Origin of the sequence: Kocuria sp. WRN011, assembly GCF_002295155.1 — a bacterium.
Classification (GTDB): Bacteria; Actinomycetota; Actinomycetes; order Actinomycetales; family Micrococcaceae; genus Kocuria; species Kocuria carniphila.
The window spans coordinates 37,593-55,008 of sequence record NZ_NSGI01000003.1; the positions used below are offsets into that span (position 1 = coordinate 37,593).

Consider the following 17,416-nt stretch of genomic DNA (forward strand, 5'->3'; position numbering starts at 1 on the left):
GGCCCGAGGGTCCCCACATCGAGCCGCCGCACCTACAGTGATAAAGAGCTTTGCTACTTCTGATCTTCCCGGAGGCTCCACATGCACGCTGACCCCAACGATATGCCCGCCATTCGCGACATGCTCCACGACATCTTGCGCAACGACCCCGCCCCGCAGCACCTGGGCATTCAGTTGGGGGACATCGACCAGGGGCGCGTGGTCATGACCATGCCGATCGCCGATCACATGGCCAACAGCCATGGCATGAGCCACGGCGGCTACCTGTTCACCCTGGCCGACACCGCCCTTGCCTACTGCTGCGCCACCGCCGGAACCCGGGTGGTCACACGCAACGCGGAAATCACCTTCGTGGCCCCCGCCCACTCGGGCGAAGCTGTCACCGCAACGGCCACGCGGCGGGTGAGTTTTGGCAGGAACCAAATTTGCGACGTCGTTCTGGAGGCCGACGGGCGAGTGGTCGCCTATTTCACGGGTCAGGGCACCACGCCCCCGACACCGCGCGGCGAGGAGTCCTAGGCGCCGGCGTCCGGGTCCACGCGGACGGCTTCCAGTTGGGCCCGGCGCGTGGACATCTTGTGGTCCACGTACAACAGGATCCCCACCGCAATGCCGCCCAGGGCAGCGACCAGCAGCAGTAGCGGCCAGTTCGCGCCGGGCGCTTCGAGCGTACGGTCGTCCACCTGCCACGGCCACAACGCGCGCAGTGCGCCGAGCATCAGTCCGGCCAGGACCACCATGGTGGGGCGGTAGCGGAAGGCCAAGAGCCACTGGAGGCCCTTGACGATGACCGCCATGCCCAGAACGGCACCGAGCATGAAATGTCCCAGGTACCCTAGGTCCAATTCGTCCACGGCCTGCAAGGTGGGCTGGTAGAGACCGATGGTCAACAAGATGAAGGATCCGGACAACCCCGGCAACAGCAGCGCGGAGACGGCGATGGCGGCCGCGAGCACGATGATCGCGGGGTTGGGCTCCACCGTGGTGGGCGGGATCGAGACGATGAAGAACGCGAAGAGGAACCCCGCTAGGCCCATGAGCCAGTCGAGGGCACGCCAGTTCCTCCCGGCCAGACGAATGGGAACGGCCGCCGACACCAACACCATGCCGAAGAACAGGGCACGCATGACCTCCGGATGAGCCTCGACCGCGCGAGACATGGGGCCCGCAATGGTGAACACGGCCAGCACCATGCCCAGCATGACGGGAATGATCATTCGCCAGTGAACCCGGACCAGGTTTTCCTTCGCCCCGGCCACCCGGTCCGGGCCCACGATGGCCCGTTTGCCCGCACTGACCACGTGGGAGGCGGAGTCGATAAGCTCGTCGTAGATCCCCACGACCAGCGCGACCGTGCCGCCGGACACCCCGGGGATGGTTTCCACCGTGCCGATCAGAGCACCGCGGAGCAGGTTTCCCGGAATATTACGGTGTTCGATGATCCGATGCGGTTCCGTGGTTAGTTGCGCAGTGGCACCCATGCAGTCGTGTTCCCCTCGTCGGCGGCTGAAGGGGCCACGGTACCCGGCCAACCCGTGCGGGGCCTCAGACCGTCAACGGTGGTGGGCAACCCGCAGTCTCAGTGGTTGTTCTGCGCTTCATCGCGGTAAACGACCCGGCCGTCACACACGGTGAGAACCGGTCGGAGGTCCTTGAGGTCCTCGGTCTCAACACTGAACGGGTCGCGGTCCATAAGCACCAGGTCTGCCAGAAAACCTTCCGTGACGCGGCCCAACCGGTCTTCTTCAAAGGACGTGCGGGCGGCAACGGTGGTGAACGCGGCAATGGCTTCCGCCACGGAGATGTTCTGGACGGTATCCAGAAGCCTGCCGGAGGAGGTCCGCCTGGCCACGGCGGCATACATGCCCAGCCAGGGATTGGGTGTGGTCACGGGGAAGTCCGAATTGATGGGCGCTTGGATTCCGTGGTCGATGAATGTGCGCATGGGATAGGTGCGCGCGATCCGTTCGGGACCCAGGTTGTTGAGGTAGCTGTCGCCCAGCTCGTATAGAAAAGCCGTGGAGGCCGCGGCAATGATGTTGCCGTCCCGCAGCCGGTCCAGTTCGTCCTGATTGGGTAACCCGCAGTGTTCCACCCGGTGCCGCCTCGAACGGACCAGGGTGTCGTAGTGACCATGCCCCGCAGCTCGCCCGCCGGCCTCGATCAGATCCAATGCCTGGGTCACGGCGCGCTCACCGATCCCGTGCACGGCCACTCGTTGACCCGCAGCAATGGCCTGGACCACGAGTGGTTCGATCTCCGAGGTGTCGTAGTAGAGGATTCCGCGCGAGCTGCTGCCCTCGAACGGCTCGGCGAGCGCGGCGGTGCGACCGCCCACGGAGCCGTCGAGCACGAACTTGAGCCCCTGGTACCGCAGCATGTCGTTGCCGAAACCGCTGCGCAGGCCGGTGCCCAGAACGGCGTCGTAGCTGCCCGGGAACTCACCCTGCGCGAGCGCGAAGTACCACGGCCGGAAGCGCACCGTTAGTGCGCCGTCGGCGAGCAGGGTTTGGTAGACGCCCATCTCGATGGGCCCGGAGCTCATGTCGTGGACCGTGGTGACGCCCTTGCCGGCGAGGTCATCCAGAGCGAGGCGCATTCCCGCGGTCATCCCTTCGGGGGTGTCCGTGGGGAGGTCCACCAGGGACATCGCTTTCTCCTGGAGCAGGCCCGTGGCACGGCCCGAGTCCGGCTCACGCACGATGCAACCACCGGACGGATCCGCGGTGTCATCGGTGATACCGACCCGTTCCAGCGCGGCGGTGTTCACCAGCGCCATGTGCGCGCACGTGCGGCGCAGAAACACGGGATTCTCGGGCGCCGCGCGATCCAGATCCTGCAGCGTGGGGCCGGGGCCTTCCATGCGGTGTTCGTCATAGCCCCAGCCCGCGAGCCACTCGCCGGGCTCAGCGCGTTCGGCCTCGTGAGAGATGGCGGACACGATGGTTTCGACCGTGGGCGTGACGGCTGGGCGACAATCCACCTGCAGCAGGCTCCTGGCATACATTCCTGGATGGCCATGCGATTCAATGAGCCCCGGCATGAGAAAACGCCCACCCGCATCGATCACCGGGGCGCCAGGGGCGCTGCGCTCGCGCGCTTGCTCCGAGCTGCCCACAAAGGTGATCACCCCATCGCGCACGACGACGCCGCGCGGTGCGGTTTCGTACGCGCTGCCGGGGTCGTACACCACGGCGTTGATAACGGTGAGGTTGCGGGTGGGACGCTCCAAATGTGTCTCCTCCGGAGGTTACGTGCGGTTGAGCAGTTCCCCGCCGATGTGGTCGATGCCCTGGGCATCGTCTCGCCGAATGAGGATCCTCGCGCTGATGGAGGACACCAGGGAGATCACGGCGATCGTGAACAACAGGATCGCGGGACCGAGCGACCCGCCACCCGTGGCGGAGAGGATGGTTTGGGCCAGGGCCGGCATGAAGCCGGCCACGATGCCCGCGAGGTTGGCCGAGAGCGCGATCGCTGAATAACGGATCTTGACCGGGAACAGCTGGGTCAACACGGTGCCCACGGTGGCGTAGGCGATCGAGGCGAAGCCCAGGCCCAGGATCAGCGCCATCGTGATCATGGCGGCGGAACGGGTATCCACGAGCCAGAAGATCGGGAAGGCCACGAGGGCGGCAATCACATAGCCGACCACCACCACGGCGGAGGGGCTGGTCTTGTCCGCGACCTTGCCGGCCACGAACATGCACACGATCTGCGCCACGGCACCCCAGGTGATGGCGTTCAGGATCACCGTGGACGGCAAATCCAATTCCATGACCACGTAGCTGATCATGAACGTGGTGAGCATGAAGAAACCGGCATTGCCGAACAGGTAAGTGCCGATGCCCACGAGCAGGCGACCCGGGACGGTCCGGATGATTTCGACGACGGGTGCGCTTTCCTTCTCGGCGGGCGAGGCGGCCCTGGCCGCTTCGGCTTCCTTGAAGTCATCGGTCTCGTCGACCTTCAACCGGATCCACACGCCCACGGCGACCAGCAGGATGGAGATCAGGTACGGGATACGCCAGGCACCCTCAAGGAACTGCTCACCGGATGCGGCCACCACGGCGGCCACGATCACACTGGAGAGAATGGTGCCGGTGGGTGAACCCAGCTGCACCACGGATCCTGAGAACCCACGCTTGTTCTCAGGCGCGTTCTCCACGGCCAGCAGCGTGGCACCGCCCCATTCACCACCGGCGGCCATGCCCTGCACGAAACGCAACACCCCGAGCAGGATGGGCGCAACCAGTCCCGCGTTCTCATAGGTGGGCAGCAGGCCAATCAGGGTGGAGGCCACTCCCATGGCCACGATGGTGATCATCAGAATGGTCCGACGGCCAATGCGGTCACCGAAGTGACCGGCGAGCAACGCACCCACGGGGCGGGCAATGAAACCAACACCGAAGAGCAGGAACGAGCTGATGGTGGCCAGCGCCGGGTCGTCGCCGCCGAAGAACAGCGGGGCGAACACAATGGCGGACGTGGTGCCGAACAGGAAGAAGTCGTACCACTCGAGGGACGTCCCCACGTAGGCACCCATCAGGGCGCGGCGGGCCTTCTTGGGGTCATGGACTCGGGCCGCCGGGCGGTGCGCAGTGTGGTCCACGGGGCCACCGGCAATGCTGGACATGAGAACCTCCGGGTCAGAACGTGTTGGCCGGGTCCGGTTGTGTTGACACGTGGCCCCGAACCAATAGTCCTTCTTATGTGACCAGCCTCTCATACGATCACATCCATCGGGGGCACACCTTTCATTCCTGGTCGCAGCACCATGGAAAGTCACGAACGAGGCGGAACAATCAGTTTCCCCCGGACGGTTGTCACGTCCCGTTCCAAGTGGTCAAATGTGGGCATGAGTGAAAACAGCATCTGGGATGCCCTGGAAACCGCACGTGACAAGGCCAAGGAACGCGAGGAGGAAGAAATGCAACGCGTTGAGGATGCCGACAACAACGAACAGCAGCGCGCTGCAAGTTCTCGCGTGGCGGCCCGTCAGGCCGTGCGCGAAACGCTGGACGACATCCTCGCCCAACGCGAGGGCTGAGACGTGGGCCGCGAGGACGAGGCGGGCCGGGACTCGGAGCAGTCGACCGAGGAACGAACCGTGGGAATGACCCCGGAGCAGGAACAGGAGTTCCTGCGGGACGGTGACGCACAACACCAGCCCGCGGACGGCGGGATCGGTGCCATGACCGATTCCCAGGGCCGCGACCCGGACACGCCCAACTAAGGTGGGCAACGAGCGCCGTAGCCCATGACCCGCGCCCGCGTCACGGATGCGGCGTCAGCACGAACTCCCACAGTTTCTCCGCACCCACGGTGAGGTTGCGGGCAAACCCTTCCAGATCTTCGGAAGTGTCCCGGCGGTAGTTGATGCAGTACTCGTACCCTCCCGGCAGGCGCGTGTAGGTCATGCCGAAGCCCTCGGGTGTGGTGGGGGCAAAGGCGTAGCGCACGATCTGCTCCGGGCCGCCGATGGACGTGGTGGACAGGAAATCCCGGCGCATGGTGGCCAGCCCGGGGTTGGTGAAAAAGTCAGTGTCCACACCGTTGCGCTCGGACACGTACTGCAGACCCAGTAAGTGACGGTCGATGCCGTGCGCGGATTTACATGTCTTGATCCAGTCCCGGTGAGCTTCGAGGGCGGCCTGGAACCGTTCCAGGGTGGCCTCCCCTGCCTGCAGCGCCGCAATGAATTCCACGGCCTCAGAGGTCACCGGGCGCAGGCATTCCGTGCGGCCGGCCTGATATTCGCGCATGTCCACGGCCTCGTACACGCTACGCACCCGGTTGTACGTGGCCAACTGGGCGTAAAGCATGATCAGTTGCTGAGCGGCGTCGTCGCTGATGCGGAACGGAAGTTCGGCCTTGTGCGGCCGCGGCACGAACACCCGGTGCACGCCGTGCAGGGCGGCCTCGCGGCGGTAGGCGGCGAGCTCGGTCAGCAGTGTCGAGCGCAGGGAGTCACTCAGCGCCCAGGTCAGCAGCTCCGGCTCCGGCCGTTCCGAGGCGACCGGCTCCTCCGGAATGGCCAGCTCCTGCATGCGTGCCACCGCGGCAAGGATGGTGGCGCCGTCCACCGTGCTGTGCTCCACGTGGATGGCCAGCCAGTCGTCGGCCAGGCACACCTCGTAGGTCAACGGCTTGTAGGCCCACGCGTGGCCCACCTCGAAGGCCGAATGCTCGAGGTGCTCAATGACTTCGGCCTGGGTGTCCAGCACGTTGACCATGAAGATCATGCGGGTAATCCGGTCGTAGATCTCCGCGTTGTGGGGGTTCTCGATCAGCTCTGCCAGCAGCGGTGCGGCCTTCTCACTGCCCAGGTAGGACAGTGCGCCGAACGGGAGCTCTGGCTCGGTGGCGGCCTCGGCGCCGTCGATGACCGAACGCAGTGATTCGGCCAGGGTGCGCAGCGACAGCGGCTGGCCTTCGCCGTCGCTCACGGCCACGGCGTAGAGCCGGCCGCGGTGAATCACGCCGATCTCGCGATCCGCAGCGGAGAGTTCCGGGCGAATGATTTCGTCGATCTCCTCGGCCGGGTGCCGCAGGCCGCCCTCCAGGCAGCGCCACTGCTCCATGCTGATGTGGTTGCCGCGAGGATCCACTTCTTCAGCCGTTTCGCCGCGCACCTGCTGCAAATGCACCGACGCCGCTCGGTACACCAATTCCGCCGCCCGGCCCAGGCCCGGGGCACCAAAGTCGCCCGTGATCTGGAAGCCCACGTTGCTCGTGAGCGGCAAGGAGGTGCGGGTCATCAGGTAACCGCTGAGCCAGTCCTCGGACAGCCAGCTGTTGCCGGCCGCATTCTCGTCGCGGGCGAATTCTTCGAGGCCGGCCTGCACGTCATTACCGTGCTGCTCCCGGAACTCCCGAGTGGCCTGGGCAGTCTCCTCGTACGTGGCGTCGTCCACGAGTGGACGGGCTGTGGCCAAGAATCGATCGAGGGTTGCATCCAATTCGGGAACGGGCAGGGGCTTCACGGACATGCTGGGTCCTCTCGACACGGTTCACCGGGGCGCATGAGCGCGCCATTCGCTGGTGCGGATTCACCCTCCATCTTGCCGGAGAACCCTTAAACGTCGACTGAGAAATCACCCCGTGGACAGCGCGTCATCCATCACACGCGCTATCCACGGGGCGATTCGTTTACTCCCACGCGGCGTTGTCGGGGTCCACGCCGTGAACCCGAGCGTTCTCGGCCACGGCACGGTACAGCCAGTCCGCCAACCCGGGTTCGAGCTTGTCGTAGTACTCCGTGAACCGCGGATCCTGGGTGTACATGGTCGCCAGGCACACCTGCATCGAGTGAGTGCAGTCGTAGAACTGAGCAATCGACTCGCGGTGTCGTTCGGCCAGTTGGTTGGCTCGTTCCGATCCCGGTTCCACGCCATTTCGTGCGGCTTGGGCCAGGTCCTGGTTGAGCTGATCGCCCTCCGCCTTGATCCGCTGCCAGTCCTCCTGGGACATCTTGGCGGCTCGCTGTTGCGACTGTTCCCACTGGTCGGTATCGCCCCAGCGTTCCTCGGCCTCGCGCTGGTACTCGGGGTTCCAGTCCTGGCCGAAGATCTCACTCTGTTCCTGTGGAGTGAGTTTCTTGTTCATGGCTTGCGCCTCCATCATCTGATCTACTGCGCAGACCATCTGCTGCAGGTGATCGATGCGTTCCGCCAGCAATTCACGCTGCCTCTCGAGGTGCGCGGACTCGTTCACGGACGGGTCGTCCAAAATCTCGCCCACCTCGGTCAGTGAAAATCCCAGCTCCCGGTAGACGAGCACGCGGTGGATCCGAGCGACGTCGTCCGCCGAATATTGGCGATATCCCGTGCTCGTGCGGCCGCTGGGGCTCACCAGGCCGATATGGTCCCAGTGATGCAGTGTCCGCACGCTCACGCCGATTAACGACGACGCCGTTCCCACCGTCAGCAGCTCGTCTCCCGCTGGGTTCTCGCTTGCCTCGTGTTCTTGCGTCATGGCTTCAGCATCTCTCACAACCCCTACTGTTCGCCCTGACGTCGCGTGAGGGTCAAGCCCTAGTACTTGGCCAACGCGCGCCCCAGACGATCCAGCCCCTCGTCGATCACCTCGGGTGAGTGGGTCACGAACGACAAGCGCATGGTCGAGCGATCCGGATCGTGAGCGAAGAACGATGCACCGGGCACGAAGGCCACGCCTTCGTCGAGTGCGATCTCCAACAATCGAGTGGTATCGATTCCGTGGCCCAGGCGGACCCACAGGAACATGCCGCCGTCGGGTTGGGTGACCTCGGCGCCGTCGGGAAGGATGCGCTGGAGGCTCTGGTACATGGCTTTAGCGCGCATGGCGTAGACGGGACGAACCTTGTCGAGGTGGGCCTCGACGTCGGCGGTGGCCAGGTATCGCGCGACTGCGAGCTGGTCCGGGACCGGGGACTGCAGCCCGATCGCCTGCTTGGCCACGGTGAGGGTGAACTGAATGGGTCCTTCCGAGCGCATCCACCCGATCCGCACACCCGGGGCAATGACCTTGGAGACCGAGTTCAGGAGGATGGTCTGCGCGGACATTCCCGGTTCCGACGCGATGGGAGGCAGTGGCTCACCCTCGAAACACAGCTCGCCGTATGGATCGTCCTCCACAAGCGCGGTACCAGTACGCAGCAGAACATCCGCCACGGCCGCCCGACGCTCGACCGACATGCACACGCCCGAGGGATTCTGGAACGACGGGATCAGATAGACGAACTTGGGTGAGTGCTCCGCGATGAGCTTCTCGAGTTCGTGTGGAATCACGCCGTTGTCGTCGGTGGGCACGCCGATCAATCGCGCTCCGTTGAGTTCAAAGGCTTGGACTGCCGCCAGATAGGTGGGGCGTTCGACGAGCACCACGTCTCCGGGGTTCACCAGTGCCTGCGCGACGACGAACAAGCCCTCCTGCGAGCCCGTGGTGACCTGAATCTGTTCGGGAGTGGTTTCCAAGCAGCGGCTGATCCGGAAAGCGGCTTGCTCCCGCAGCTCGAATTCACCCTCGCTCGATGCGTACTGCAGCGCGCGTTGGGCGTGATTCTCGAAGACCCAGTCGTAGGCGGCGCGGATGTCCTCCACCTCGAAATACGCGGGGTCCGGCACACCGCCGGCAAAGGAGATCACGCCCTCCTTGGAGACGGCGTCCAGCAAGTCCCGCACGGGCGAGGAATCCACTCCGTCCAAGCGATCGGCCAAGCGGAATCTGAACTCACCCTGTGCACTCATGCAGACGAGTATTTCACGACGCCGCTGGGTCGGACGGGGCGCTCCGGCGCCGGTCTAATCCGAGCGTCGGCGCTAGTCCTGCTGAGGCACCGGTGCCCACGCGCGAACGAGCGATTGCATATAGCGCTCGTACGCGGCGTCGGCGTCTTGACCGATCATCACGGGACGGGCTGCCTCGATGGAAACCCAGCCGTGCACACCAGCCCAGATAGAGTTGCCCATTTCTTCAACGGGGTAATCCCCGAGAATTCCGTTCGCTGCGCAGTCAGCCACTCGCCTGAAAAGCGTTTCGATCGCCTTCTTCGCTGCGATCATCCTGGGGGAGTCCTCCGTGAAATCCTCCGGGTTGATGTCCGGGCGCTTTCCACCGCGGCCGATCATGATCACGTAAAGCGCCGGGTATTTGAGAGCCCAACGCCGGTAAGCCCTGCCGAGTTCTAAGAGATCAGACAAAGAGTCCCCGGTGACCGGGACGCTCTCTTGCGATCGGGTGAAACTACCGACGGATTCGTAAACGACGGCCTCTATCAAGGCATCGCGACTCCCGAACATGGTGTAAATCGCGGTGGTGGAACAGCCATGCTTGGCTGCCAAGGGGCGAAGCGATACCGATTCGACGCCGCCGGACACAATTTGGTCGGCGGTATCGCGAATCAGCGCCGCGCGCGTTTCGTCATCAAACTTTCTGGGTCTGGCCACCCCGCAATGGTACTGGTGACTATCGAGATAACGCTGTTATAAATGTATGGACGTGTCCAGGCGTTCTCAGGATCAGTTAAGTCGAGGGATGTCTCGGGGGCATCCCGCCGCAGATTGGGTTACGGCCCATCGGCTGATTGCGTTCGGCCCTGAGACTTCTGCGCCCTGACCGCGGCCGCATCGGAGGCTTGAGTCTTCGCGGTGCGTATCCCGATCGAACTGTTTCGACTGATCAGACCGGCCGCACCCTATTTAGCGACTATCAAATAAGAACCACCGACCATGAAAAGACCCAGGCCTCCCAGAATGCCCATAAGGTTCATGGATGCACCTGCTTTCTGGTCGGCCTGGGTCTCTGAGTGTTGGACGGTTAGGCTGCCGGCTTCCTTTTGTTTCGACGCACGCGCCGAACCACCCACCAGATCAGGAACACCAGAACGGCGATGACCACAATTCGGGAGAACACTCCGGCGTATTGCTCCGCGATATGCCAATTCTCGCCCAGGAAATAACCGGCCACCACAAAAACGGAGTTCCAGATCAGGGAACCTGCCGCAGTCAATGCCACGAAAAGAAGAAACGACATGCGTTCGATTCCGGCGGGGATTGAAATCAATGATCTGAAGATGGGGATCATTCGACCGAAGAACACGGTCGCTTTACCGTGCCGATTGAACCAGTCTTCGGTGCGGTCCAGATCATCCAGATCAACCAGAGGCATCTTGTCCACGATCACACGCAGGCGGCGGCGGCCCAGCGCAACACCGATCCAATACAGGGCAATCGCCCCTATCACAGAACCCAGAGTGGTCCAGAAGATGGCACCGGCCAGGGAAAAGTTGCCCTGGCTCGCGGTGAACCCGGCCAGCGGCAGGATGACTTCCGACGGCAACGGCGGGAACAGATTCTCCAACGCAACCAGCAGACCGGCACCCGGGGCGCCAATCGCCTCCATGACGTCGACCACCCACCCTGCGAGACCATCGAGTTCAGCGCTACCGGCTGCTTGGGCGGGCAGGAGGACAGAGACTAGGGACATCACGCATTCGCTTTGTGTGGGGTTCAGGAACGCGGTCATGATACGTGAGCGCGCTTGGAGATGCCCCAACGCAATCCCCCTGAAAAGGCGGAGAGACAAAGGGCACAATGAGCCCATGAGACTCTGGTCGCTGGACCCCGCCCTGTTAGATCGACGCGCATTGGTCGCCGGCTGGCGAGAAACCTTACTGGCTCAAAAGGTCCTGCGCGGCGAAACAAAGGGTTATACCCACCACCCCCAACTCGAGCGTTTCCGTGATCGCCCCGATCCCCTGCAGGCAGTCGCTGATTATCTGCATGCCATCGCGGACGAAGCGGACCGGCGCGGTTACAGCTTTGATCGCGGGCGGATTTCGCTTGATCGCTCCCACCACCCAGACACCATCAATGTGACTACCGGGCAGCTCGATTACGAGCTCGCGTTCCTTCGCCAGAAGGTTGAAGGCCGCGATCCTACCTGGGGCCGCGGGCGCCTGGACGCCGTGAACACTCCCGCCCCGCACCCGCTCTTCACCGTGGTCGAGGGACCCATCGAGCCCTGGGAGCGCGTCAAGCCGCTGGGCAGTTAATCGAGCGGTGAGCGAACGCCGTTGTCTTGACATGGGTGCCAGGGAGCATCCCCCCGTAAAGTCGCATGTGGCCCCCTCCCCACCGGCTTGGAGAACCATGAAGTGCAGCGTGGTTATACCCACCCGCAATGATTCCGCGTACCTGCACCGCTGCTTGCGTGCACTGAGCCGGCAAACGCACCTACCGGACGAGATCATCGTGGTGGACAACGGCTCAACCGATGACATCGCGACGGTCCTCAGTGAATTCCCGGACGTAACGTGCTTTCGCGAGGACATCCCCGGCGTGGCGTACGCCGTGCGTTCCGGGTACGACGCTGCGCAACATCCCGTGATCCTGCGCTGCGATGCGGACAGTATTCCGACCGAGGAATGGGTCGAGCACATGGCCGAGAGCATGGAACGACACATGTCCCGCAAGGGCGGAACTCAGGTGGTTGCTGTGACAGGTATTGCCCGGTTCGGGCCCCGTTTCCCGCTGCTGGGCAGAGTCTCGGGCGCCTTGTACTCGTACGCGTACCGCCTCGTGGGTGGATTCGCGCTAGGTCACATTGCCCTGTGGGGGTCCAACATGGCCATGTCTTCAGCATGGTGGCATTCCGTCAGGGACCGCGTGCACTTGTCCCCGGAGATCCATGACGACTACGACCTCAGCTTCCGGTTGGGCCCCCGCCAGAAGGTCGTGCTGGATCATCGGAACGTCATGCTGGTGTCGTGGCGGGCGGCCGCCTCGACACCCCGGATTATGCGACAACTACGCATGGCAGGTACGACCATGCAAACCAACTGGGCCGAGCAGAAGCCGTGGGAGCGCATGCGTGCCCGCTGGACGGCACCGCGTGGCTGATCGACGCGCGGCAAGGGAATATATCGCTTCCAGCATGTGTTTTTCGGGGTTGCTTTTCGCCCTGATCTACGGAATTCAGGGTCGCTGGATCGACGTGGCGGTCCTGCTCCTGGTGGGGCTTGGACAAGTCGTCGCGTTCTTGTGCTTCCGCCATGGACACGCTCGCGCGGTAACGAGCGTGGTCATGCTGGTCGCCGGGGTGAGTGCCGCGGAGCAGGTCTACAGCAGCATCTGGTGGTGGGATCTACTGGTCCACTTCTTGTGCACCTACGTACTGGTGTGGATCGCTTGGAACTACGCGCTGCGGAGATCTCCGGAACTTGGTCGTCTTTCCCGTGGGCAGCGGTTGATGATGTGCGCAATCACCGGGCTCGTCCTGGCCGTCGTGTGGGAAGTTATGGAGCTCCTCGGCTTTCTTCTGGTCACCCCGGACATCCACATTCCACCCCTCGACACCCTGAGCGATGTGACCGTTGGTGTGCTCGGTGCCGCCCTGGTGGCACTTCACAGAAAATCTCGATAGAAAGAGTAAGAAGCCTGCTGTCCACTAGGAATCCAGGGAAGAGGTCCCCTTGAAGCCCACCGTCAGTCGCATCAAGATTTCTCCTACTCGCCGGGAACGGACGCGTCAGAGTAAACGCGATCGTCGCAAGATAGCCATCGGCACCATTGCTGCCGTGGGTGCTTGTGCGGCGGTGGGCACACTCCTCACCGACCCCGAGAACAGTTGGTACAAGTCCCTTCGCAAGCCTGATTGGCAGCCGCCGGCCGCAGCTTTCCCCATCGTGTGGACGGCCTTGTACGCGGACATCTCCTCTGTGTCTTACAAAGTGCTCGCCGATGCACACGAACGCGGGGACGCCGCCGAGTTCAAGAGCTACTCGCGAGCACTTGGCACCAACCTTGCTCTCAATGCCGCGTGGTGTGGTTTGTTCTTCCGCGGTGAGCGCCCGGTCGTGTCGACCATTGAAGCGGGCGCCCTGGCCGTGAGCTCCATCGACCTGGTTCGCCGCGCGGGCAAGTCCCACGCTGGCCTCGGCTTGCTCTTGTCCCCTTACGCGGTGTGGACCAGCGGTGCTACGGCCCTCAGCGGCGCGATCGCCGCTTTGAACCCGGGCAAGTGACCGCGCGTGGGCGCCCAACGCTGGCTGCCCACGCGGCGTCGTCGTCCTGCGCCGGATTAGTCCGAGATCTCGACCAGAACTTTGCCTTTGGAACGCCGGGACTCCAACTGCTCGAAGGCGGCCCGGAACTGATCGAGTGGATAGCGGCTGTCGATCGTGACCCGCAGCTTGCCCCGATCCACCAACGATGCCAACCGGGCGAGACCCTCGCCGTCCGGGTGCATGAGGAAGAACTCGAACGTCGCCCGCGCCTTCTTGGCCGAGCGGCGAATTTTGAAGCTCAGAATTTCCTCAACGGCACGAACCAGCGCCGCCTTGGGCTTGGAAAGGTCCCTATCTTCGGCCAGGCTGCCGGGGGTGGGCGGTCCCGCAATGCTCACCACGGCTCCCCCGCGCTCCACGGTGGCCATCAGATCGGCCACGGTCTCGCCGCCGACCAGGTCGAGGACCTTGGTGAAGCGCTCGTTCCCCTCGGAGATTTTCCGGTCGCGGTAGTTGATCACGTGGTCCGCTCCTGCTTCGCGCACGAGTTCTTCACCCGCCGACGACGCCGTGGTCGTCACGTGCGCGCCCGTCAGCTTGGCGAGCTGGATGGCCAACAGGCCGACGCCACCAGCGCCACCCGTGATCAACAACCGTTCGCCCGCCTGAAGATCGAGGTGCTCCGGGCCCAGCGCTTGTTGGGCGGTCAACCCAGCCAACGGAATGGCCGCCGCGTCCGACAGCGGAAGGTTCTGGGGCGCCCTCGCCACAAAATCCTGGTCCACTGCGACGTACTCAGCCAGCGCGCTCAATTGCTCGGAGCCAGTGCGGGTCATGACGTGATCCCCCGGCTGGAACTCTCGGACGAGCGATCCCACGGATTCGACCACGCCGCTCAATTCGTTGCCCGTGATCTTGGGGAATGTATACGGCTGGACCATCCTGAACGTGCCCTGCCGCTGCAATGCATCCACGGGATTCAACCCCGCGGTGACCGTGCGAATCAGGACCTGATTCGCTTCCGGGACTGGTCGCGGCATGTCTTGTAATTTCATGACATCGGGGCCGCCGTATTTGGACAAAGTGATGGCACGCATAAATTCTCCGATCGATGGTTCGGGACTACGAGCCTATGCGTGGGCGCAGTGAATGGTGAGGACTTGCGCTGAGCGCTTACCCGGACCGCGCTTTAGGCTGGAACCCATGAACACTCGCCACGTCTCCCAGGTCATTCAGCGCGACCCGTCCGAGGTCTACGCCTTCATGACAGAGCCCATGAACCTTCCCCGCTGGGCCGCCGGCCTGGCGCAGAGCGAGGTCACCCAGGACGGGGACCGGCTGCTCGTCGACTCACCCATGGGCCGGGTCACCGTCGCGTTTACCTCCCGCAATGACCTGGGCGTACTGGACCACACGGTGACCTTGCCTGACGGCACCGAGGTCTACAACCCGCTACGAGTGATCCCCCACCCGGACGGCGCGGAGGTCATCTTCACGATTCGACAGCTGAATGCGAGTGACGAGGATTTCGACCGAGACACCGACATGGTGCGCGCGGACCTTGAGACGCTGAACAGCCTGTTGGAATAGCTCTTCCGCCGCCCCGTCACGAGCAAATTCGTGACAAATGTCAGTAGTCCGCCGCTTCCGTGACTGGCACACTCAAGTCATGAAACGGCAAACACTGGCATTCATTGCTCTCGCCATCACCATCTTCTACGGGGTCGGCTTCGCGGCGTTCGACACCGGTCGGGCCTATGCGGTGCTTGGTGCGGCCCTGGTGACTGTTTCGTGGATCGCGGTCGGTGTCTTCGGACAAGACGGCGCACGAGGGGCCCGCACCCCGGCCGAACGCCGTCCCCGCACCTAACCGCGCACGGCCAACTGTCATGTCCGAAAACCGCTAGTTCAACACACGGAAGCGTGTCACTCTAGTGACATGACCTTCCAGAACATGACTTTCGACCAGCGGTATCGCGCGGTTCAAGCGCGCGATCATCGCTTTGACGGTCAGTTCGTGCTGGGCGTGAAAACCACCGGGATTTACTGCCGGCCCAGCTGTCCGGCGCGCACTCCCAAAGCCGAGAACGTACAGTTCTTCCGCGCGAGTGCCGCAGCCCACGCCGCTGGGTTCCGGGCCTGCAAACGTTGCTTGCCGGAGGCCGTCCCCGGCTCCCCCGAATGGAACCTTCAAGGAGACATTGCCGGGCGAGCCATGCGGCTGATCAATGACGGCGTGATCGATCAGCAGGGCGTCTCCGGGCTCGCTCAGCAACTGGGCTATTCCACCCGCCATCTCACCCGCATCCTGCGCGACGAAACGGGTGCCGGCCCGCTCGCTCTCGCTCGAGCCCACCGCGCTCAAACGGCCCGGGTCCTCCTCACGCAAACAGCCATACCGATTTCTGACATCGCGTTCTCGGCAGGGTTCAGCAACATCCGCCAGTTCAATGACACGATTCGCGAGGTGTATGAACTCTCACCCCAGCAGGTTCGAGCGCACGGTCACCGCACTGCACAGGCCGATACCGCCACGGTGGACCTCTCCCTGAGCTTTCGAGAGCCCATCGACCTTCCCGGGTTGTTCGCCTGGTTAGCCGCACGCGCCATTCCCGGCCTCGAATTCGCGAACGATTCCTCCTACGAACGGTCCATCCAATTACCCGGTGGACCCGCGTGGTTCAGGATTTACAGCTCGCCGAATCCAAGCGGGGACCTACGCCTCCAGGCCCGGGTCACCGAGTTGCAAGACCTCCCCGTTCTCATGTCCCGCGTCCGCCGGTTATTCGATCTCGACGCCGATCCGGTCGCCGTCGACACGGCCCTCGCCTCTTTGCCAGCCATTCAGTCGCTCGTCGCTGCCCTGCCCGGGGTGCGCGTAGCAGGCTGCATGGATCCGCACGAACTCTTGATCCGAACCATGATCGGTCAGCAAATTTCGGTGGCCGCCGCTCGCACGATCCTCACCCGGATCACCACCGGATTGGGTGAGCCCGCCCCCGACTTCGCGCCCGGACTCACTCACTTGTTTCCCACCATGGACGCCATCGCGGAGCGAGGCAGCACAGTCTTGCGGGGCCCCAAAGCCCGCCAGAACGCCGTCGTCAATGCGGCGAAAACCATTGCGACAGGCGAGCTACGTCTCGGGTTCGGCGACGACCCCGCCGAACAGCGCAGGGCCTTGCTCGCCCTGAAAGGCGTGGGCCCCTGGACCGCCGACTACGTGCGCATGCGCGTCACCGGCGACCCGGACGTGTTCCTGATCGACGACGGCGCTCTGCGCGCCGGAGCACGCCGCGCCGGTTTGCCGGCGGACAAGTCCGAGCTACTCGCCTGGTCGACCCAGGCATCGCCGTGGCGCAGTTACCTGACCACCCACCTGTGGAGGGCGCCCGCCGCGCCCGCGCAGTCGCAACAAGGAGACCCCTCGTGACCGCCACATTCCAGACCATCGACACCTCGGACGGACCGTTCACGGTGATCACCAACGACGCGGGAAAAGTCATGGCCTCTGGGTGGACCTCGTCCGTCGAAGACACTGCCTCTCGGATCCGCCCGGCTCACCGCCCCAGTGACCTCATGGAAGGGACCGTGGACGCGGTGTCGGCTGTGGAGGCCTACTACGCCGGGGACGCACATGCCCTCGACAGTGTGGAGGTCGAACTGCACGGCACCGACGGCCAGCTCGCCGGGTGGGCAGCGCTCCGCCAGATCAAACCAGGACAACCGCTGAACTACTCGCAGTTCGCTCGTGCCCTGGGGAGTCCATCTGCCGTGCGCGCGGCAGCATCCATTTGCGCCCGCAACCCCGCGGCCCTGTTCGTACCGTGCCACCGTGTACTGCGCACGGACGGTTCCCTGGGCGGTTTCGCGTGGGGGCTCGACATCAAACAAAACTTGTTGGACCGCGAGGCTCGCGCGTGAAGC

20 protein-coding genes are annotated in these 17,416 nt (G+C 63.9%); 11 read left to right on the forward strand and 9 right to left on the reverse strand.

The window, feature by feature from the left end; all coding sequences use genetic code 11:
• Positions 1–81: 81 nt before the first annotated feature.
• Complete coding sequence (locus tag CKW39_RS04775; protein ID WP_095797035.1) at positions 82–519, forward strand: PaaI family thioesterase; 438 nt, start codon at positions 82–84, stop codon at positions 517–519.
• Here CKW39_RS04775 and CKW39_RS04780 read toward each other — a convergent pair.
• From CKW39_RS04780 to CKW39_RS04790, 3 genes are all read right to left on the reverse strand, one after another.
• Positions 516–1,481, reverse strand: a complete 966-nt coding sequence (locus CKW39_RS04780) for a DUF368 domain-containing protein (protein ID WP_095797036.1) — start codon at positions 1,479–1,481, stop codon at positions 516–518. The genes CKW39_RS04775 and CKW39_RS04780 overlap by 4 nt on opposite strands.
• A gap of 98 nt (positions 1,482–1,579) precedes the next feature.
• Positions 1,580–3,232, reverse strand: coding sequence for an amidohydrolase (locus CKW39_RS04785; RefSeq protein ID WP_095797037.1), 1,653 nt, complete (start codon positions 3,230–3,232; stop codon positions 1,580–1,582).
• An 18-nt stretch (positions 3,233–3,250) separates the two neighbouring features.
• Positions 3,251–4,636 carry an MFS transporter gene (locus tag CKW39_RS04790; protein WP_095797038.1) on the reverse strand — a complete coding sequence of 462 codons (1,386 nt, stop codon included), beginning with the start codon at positions 4,634–4,636 and terminating at the stop codon, positions 3,251–3,253.
• 222 nt (positions 4,637–4,858) lie between these two features.
• On the opposite strand from CKW39_RS04790, the gene CKW39_RS04795 reads away from it, so the two are divergent.
• Positions 4,859–5,050, forward strand: a complete 192-nt coding sequence (locus tag CKW39_RS04795; RefSeq protein WP_095797039.1) for a hypothetical protein — start codon at positions 4,859–4,861, stop codon at positions 5,048–5,050.
• A 3-nt stretch (positions 5,051–5,053) separates the two neighbouring features.
• Positions 5,054–5,236 (forward strand): hypothetical protein, encoded by a 183-nt coding sequence (locus CKW39_RS04800; protein WP_095797040.1) that lies wholly within the window; start codon positions 5,054–5,056, stop codon positions 5,234–5,236.
• Positions 5,237–5,276: 40 nt separating this feature from the next.
• Here CKW39_RS04800 and CKW39_RS04805 read toward each other — a convergent pair whose 3' ends face one another.
• The 5 genes from CKW39_RS04805 to CKW39_RS04825 form a co-directional block, all read right to left on the reverse strand.
• Positions 5,277–6,992 (reverse strand): choline/carnitine O-acyltransferase, encoded by a 1,716-nt coding sequence (locus CKW39_RS04805; protein WP_095797041.1) that lies wholly within the window; start codon positions 6,990–6,992, stop codon positions 5,277–5,279.
• A 160-nt stretch (positions 6,993–7,152) separates the two neighbouring features.
• Positions 7,153–7,977 (reverse strand): MerR family transcriptional regulator, encoded by an 825-nt coding sequence (locus CKW39_RS04810; protein WP_095797042.1) that lies wholly within the window; start codon positions 7,975–7,977, stop codon positions 7,153–7,155.
• 59 nt (positions 7,978–8,036) lie between these two features.
• Positions 8,037–9,230: a PLP-dependent aminotransferase family protein gene (locus CKW39_RS04815; protein WP_095797043.1), complete on the reverse strand. Its 1,194-nt coding sequence runs from the start codon at positions 9,228–9,230 to the stop codon at positions 8,037–8,039.
• 72 nt (positions 9,231–9,302) lie between these two features.
• On the reverse strand, positions 9,303–9,929 hold the full coding sequence (locus CKW39_RS04820) for a TetR/AcrR family transcriptional regulator (protein WP_095797044.1): 627 nt from the start codon (positions 9,927–9,929) through the stop codon (positions 9,303–9,305).
• Between the two features lie 370 nt (positions 9,930–10,299).
• Entirely contained in the window at positions 10,300–10,968 is a 669-nt protein-coding gene (locus CKW39_RS04825) for a DedA family protein (RefSeq protein WP_165189363.1), read from the reverse strand.
• A gap of 115 nt (positions 10,969–11,083) precedes the next feature.
• Here CKW39_RS04825 and CKW39_RS04830 point away from each other — a divergent pair, with 115 nt between their 5' ends.
• The 4 genes from CKW39_RS04830 to CKW39_RS04845 all read left to right on the forward strand — a co-directional run bounded on the left by CKW39_RS04830 (position 11,084) and on the right by CKW39_RS04845 (position 13,507).
• A complete protein-coding gene (locus CKW39_RS04830; protein WP_095797045.1) occupies positions 11,084–11,536 on the forward strand; it encodes a pyrimidine dimer DNA glycosylase/endonuclease V in 453 nt (150 codons plus the stop codon).
• 97 nt (positions 11,537–11,633) lie between these two features.
• Complete coding sequence (locus CKW39_RS04835) at positions 11,634–12,383, forward strand: glycosyltransferase family 2 protein (RefSeq protein ID WP_095797046.1); 750 nt, start codon at positions 11,634–11,636, stop codon at positions 12,381–12,383.
• On the forward strand, positions 12,376–12,906 hold the full coding sequence (locus CKW39_RS04840) for a hypothetical protein (protein ID WP_095797047.1): 531 nt from the start codon (positions 12,376–12,378) through the stop codon (positions 12,904–12,906). Before CKW39_RS04835 ends, CKW39_RS04840 begins: the two co-directional genes overlap by 8 nt.
• Before the next feature lie 49 nt (positions 12,907–12,955).
• Positions 12,956–13,507, forward strand: a complete 552-nt coding sequence (locus CKW39_RS04845) for a TspO/MBR family protein (RefSeq protein ID WP_254049284.1) — start codon at positions 12,956–12,958, stop codon at positions 13,505–13,507.
• A 56-nt stretch (positions 13,508–13,563) separates the two neighbouring features.
• Here the strand turns inward: CKW39_RS04845 and CKW39_RS04850 are convergent, their stop codons facing one another.
• On the reverse strand, positions 13,564–14,586 hold the full coding sequence (locus CKW39_RS04850; RefSeq protein ID WP_254049285.1) for an NADP-dependent oxidoreductase: 1,023 nt from the start codon (positions 14,584–14,586) through the stop codon (positions 13,564–13,566).
• 106 nt (positions 14,587–14,692) lie between these two features.
• On the opposite strand from CKW39_RS04850, the gene CKW39_RS04855 reads away from it, so the two are divergent.
• The 4 genes from CKW39_RS04855 (at position 14,693) to CKW39_RS04870 (ending at position 17,413) form a co-directional block, all read left to right on the forward strand.
• Complete coding sequence (locus CKW39_RS04855) at positions 14,693–15,079, forward strand: SRPBCC family protein (RefSeq protein WP_095797048.1); 387 nt, start codon at positions 14,693–14,695, stop codon at positions 15,077–15,079.
• 79 nt (positions 15,080–15,158) lie between these two features.
• Positions 15,159–15,359 carry a hypothetical protein gene (locus tag CKW39_RS04860; protein WP_095797280.1) on the forward strand — a complete coding sequence of 67 codons (201 nt, stop codon included), beginning with the start codon at positions 15,159–15,161 and terminating at the stop codon, positions 15,357–15,359.
• A 69-nt stretch (positions 15,360–15,428) separates the two neighbouring features.
• On the forward strand, positions 15,429–16,922 hold the full coding sequence (locus CKW39_RS04865) for an Ada metal-binding domain-containing protein (RefSeq protein ID WP_095797049.1): 1,494 nt from the start codon (positions 15,429–15,431) through the stop codon (positions 16,920–16,922).
• On the forward strand, positions 16,919–17,413 hold the full coding sequence (locus tag CKW39_RS04870; protein ID WP_095797050.1) for a methylated-DNA--[protein]-cysteine S-methyltransferase: 495 nt from the start codon (positions 16,919–16,921) through the stop codon (positions 17,411–17,413). Before CKW39_RS04865 ends, CKW39_RS04870 begins: the two co-directional genes overlap by 4 nt.
• Positions 17,414–17,416: the final 3 nt, after the last annotated feature.

Coding starts and splice junctions, on each gene's coding strand:
- CKW39_RS04775 (WP_095797035.1), top strand. CDS start 82: ATGCACGCTGACCCCAACGATATGCCCGCCATTCGCGACATGCTCCAC.
- CKW39_RS04780 (WP_095797036.1), bottom strand. CDS start 1,481: ATGGGTGCCACTGCGCAACTAACCACGGAACCGCATCGGATCATCGAA.
- CKW39_RS04790 (WP_095797038.1), bottom strand. CDS start 4,636: ATGTCCAGCATTGCCGGTGGCCCCGTGGACCACACTGCGCACCGCCCG.
- CKW39_RS04795 (WP_095797039.1), top strand. CDS start 4,859: ATGAGTGAAAACAGCATCTGGGATGCCCTGGAAACCGCACGTGACAAG.
- CKW39_RS04805 (WP_095797041.1), bottom strand. CDS start 6,992: ATGTCCGTGAAGCCCCTGCCCGTTCCCGAATTGGATGCAACCCTCGAT.
- CKW39_RS04810 (WP_095797042.1), bottom strand. CDS start 7,977: ATGACGCAAGAACACGAGGCAAGCGAGAACCCAGCGGGAGACGAGCTG.
- CKW39_RS04815 (WP_095797043.1), bottom strand. CDS start 9,230: ATGAGTGCACAGGGTGAGTTCAGATTCCGCTTGGCCGATCGCTTGGAC.
- CKW39_RS04825 (WP_165189363.1), bottom strand. CDS start 10,968: ATGTCCCTAGTCTCTGTCCTCCTGCCCGCCCAAGCAGCCGGTAGCGCT.
- CKW39_RS04830 (WP_095797045.1), top strand. CDS start 11,084: ATGAGACTCTGGTCGCTGGACCCCGCCCTGTTAGATCGACGCGCATTG.
- CKW39_RS04835 (WP_095797046.1), top strand. CDS start 11,634: ATGAAGTGCAGCGTGGTTATACCCACCCGCAATGATTCCGCGTACCTG.
- CKW39_RS04850 (WP_254049285.1), bottom strand. CDS start 14,586: ATGCGTGCCATCACTTTGTCCAAATACGGCGGCCCCGATGTCATGAAA.
- CKW39_RS04855 (WP_095797048.1), top strand. CDS start 14,693: ATGAACACTCGCCACGTCTCCCAGGTCATTCAGCGCGACCCGTCCGAG.
- CKW39_RS04860 (WP_095797280.1), top strand. CDS start 15,159: ATGAAACGGCAAACACTGGCATTCATTGCTCTCGCCATCACCATCTTC.
- CKW39_RS04865 (WP_095797049.1), top strand. CDS start 15,429: ATGACCTTCCAGAACATGACTTTCGACCAGCGGTATCGCGCGGTTCAA.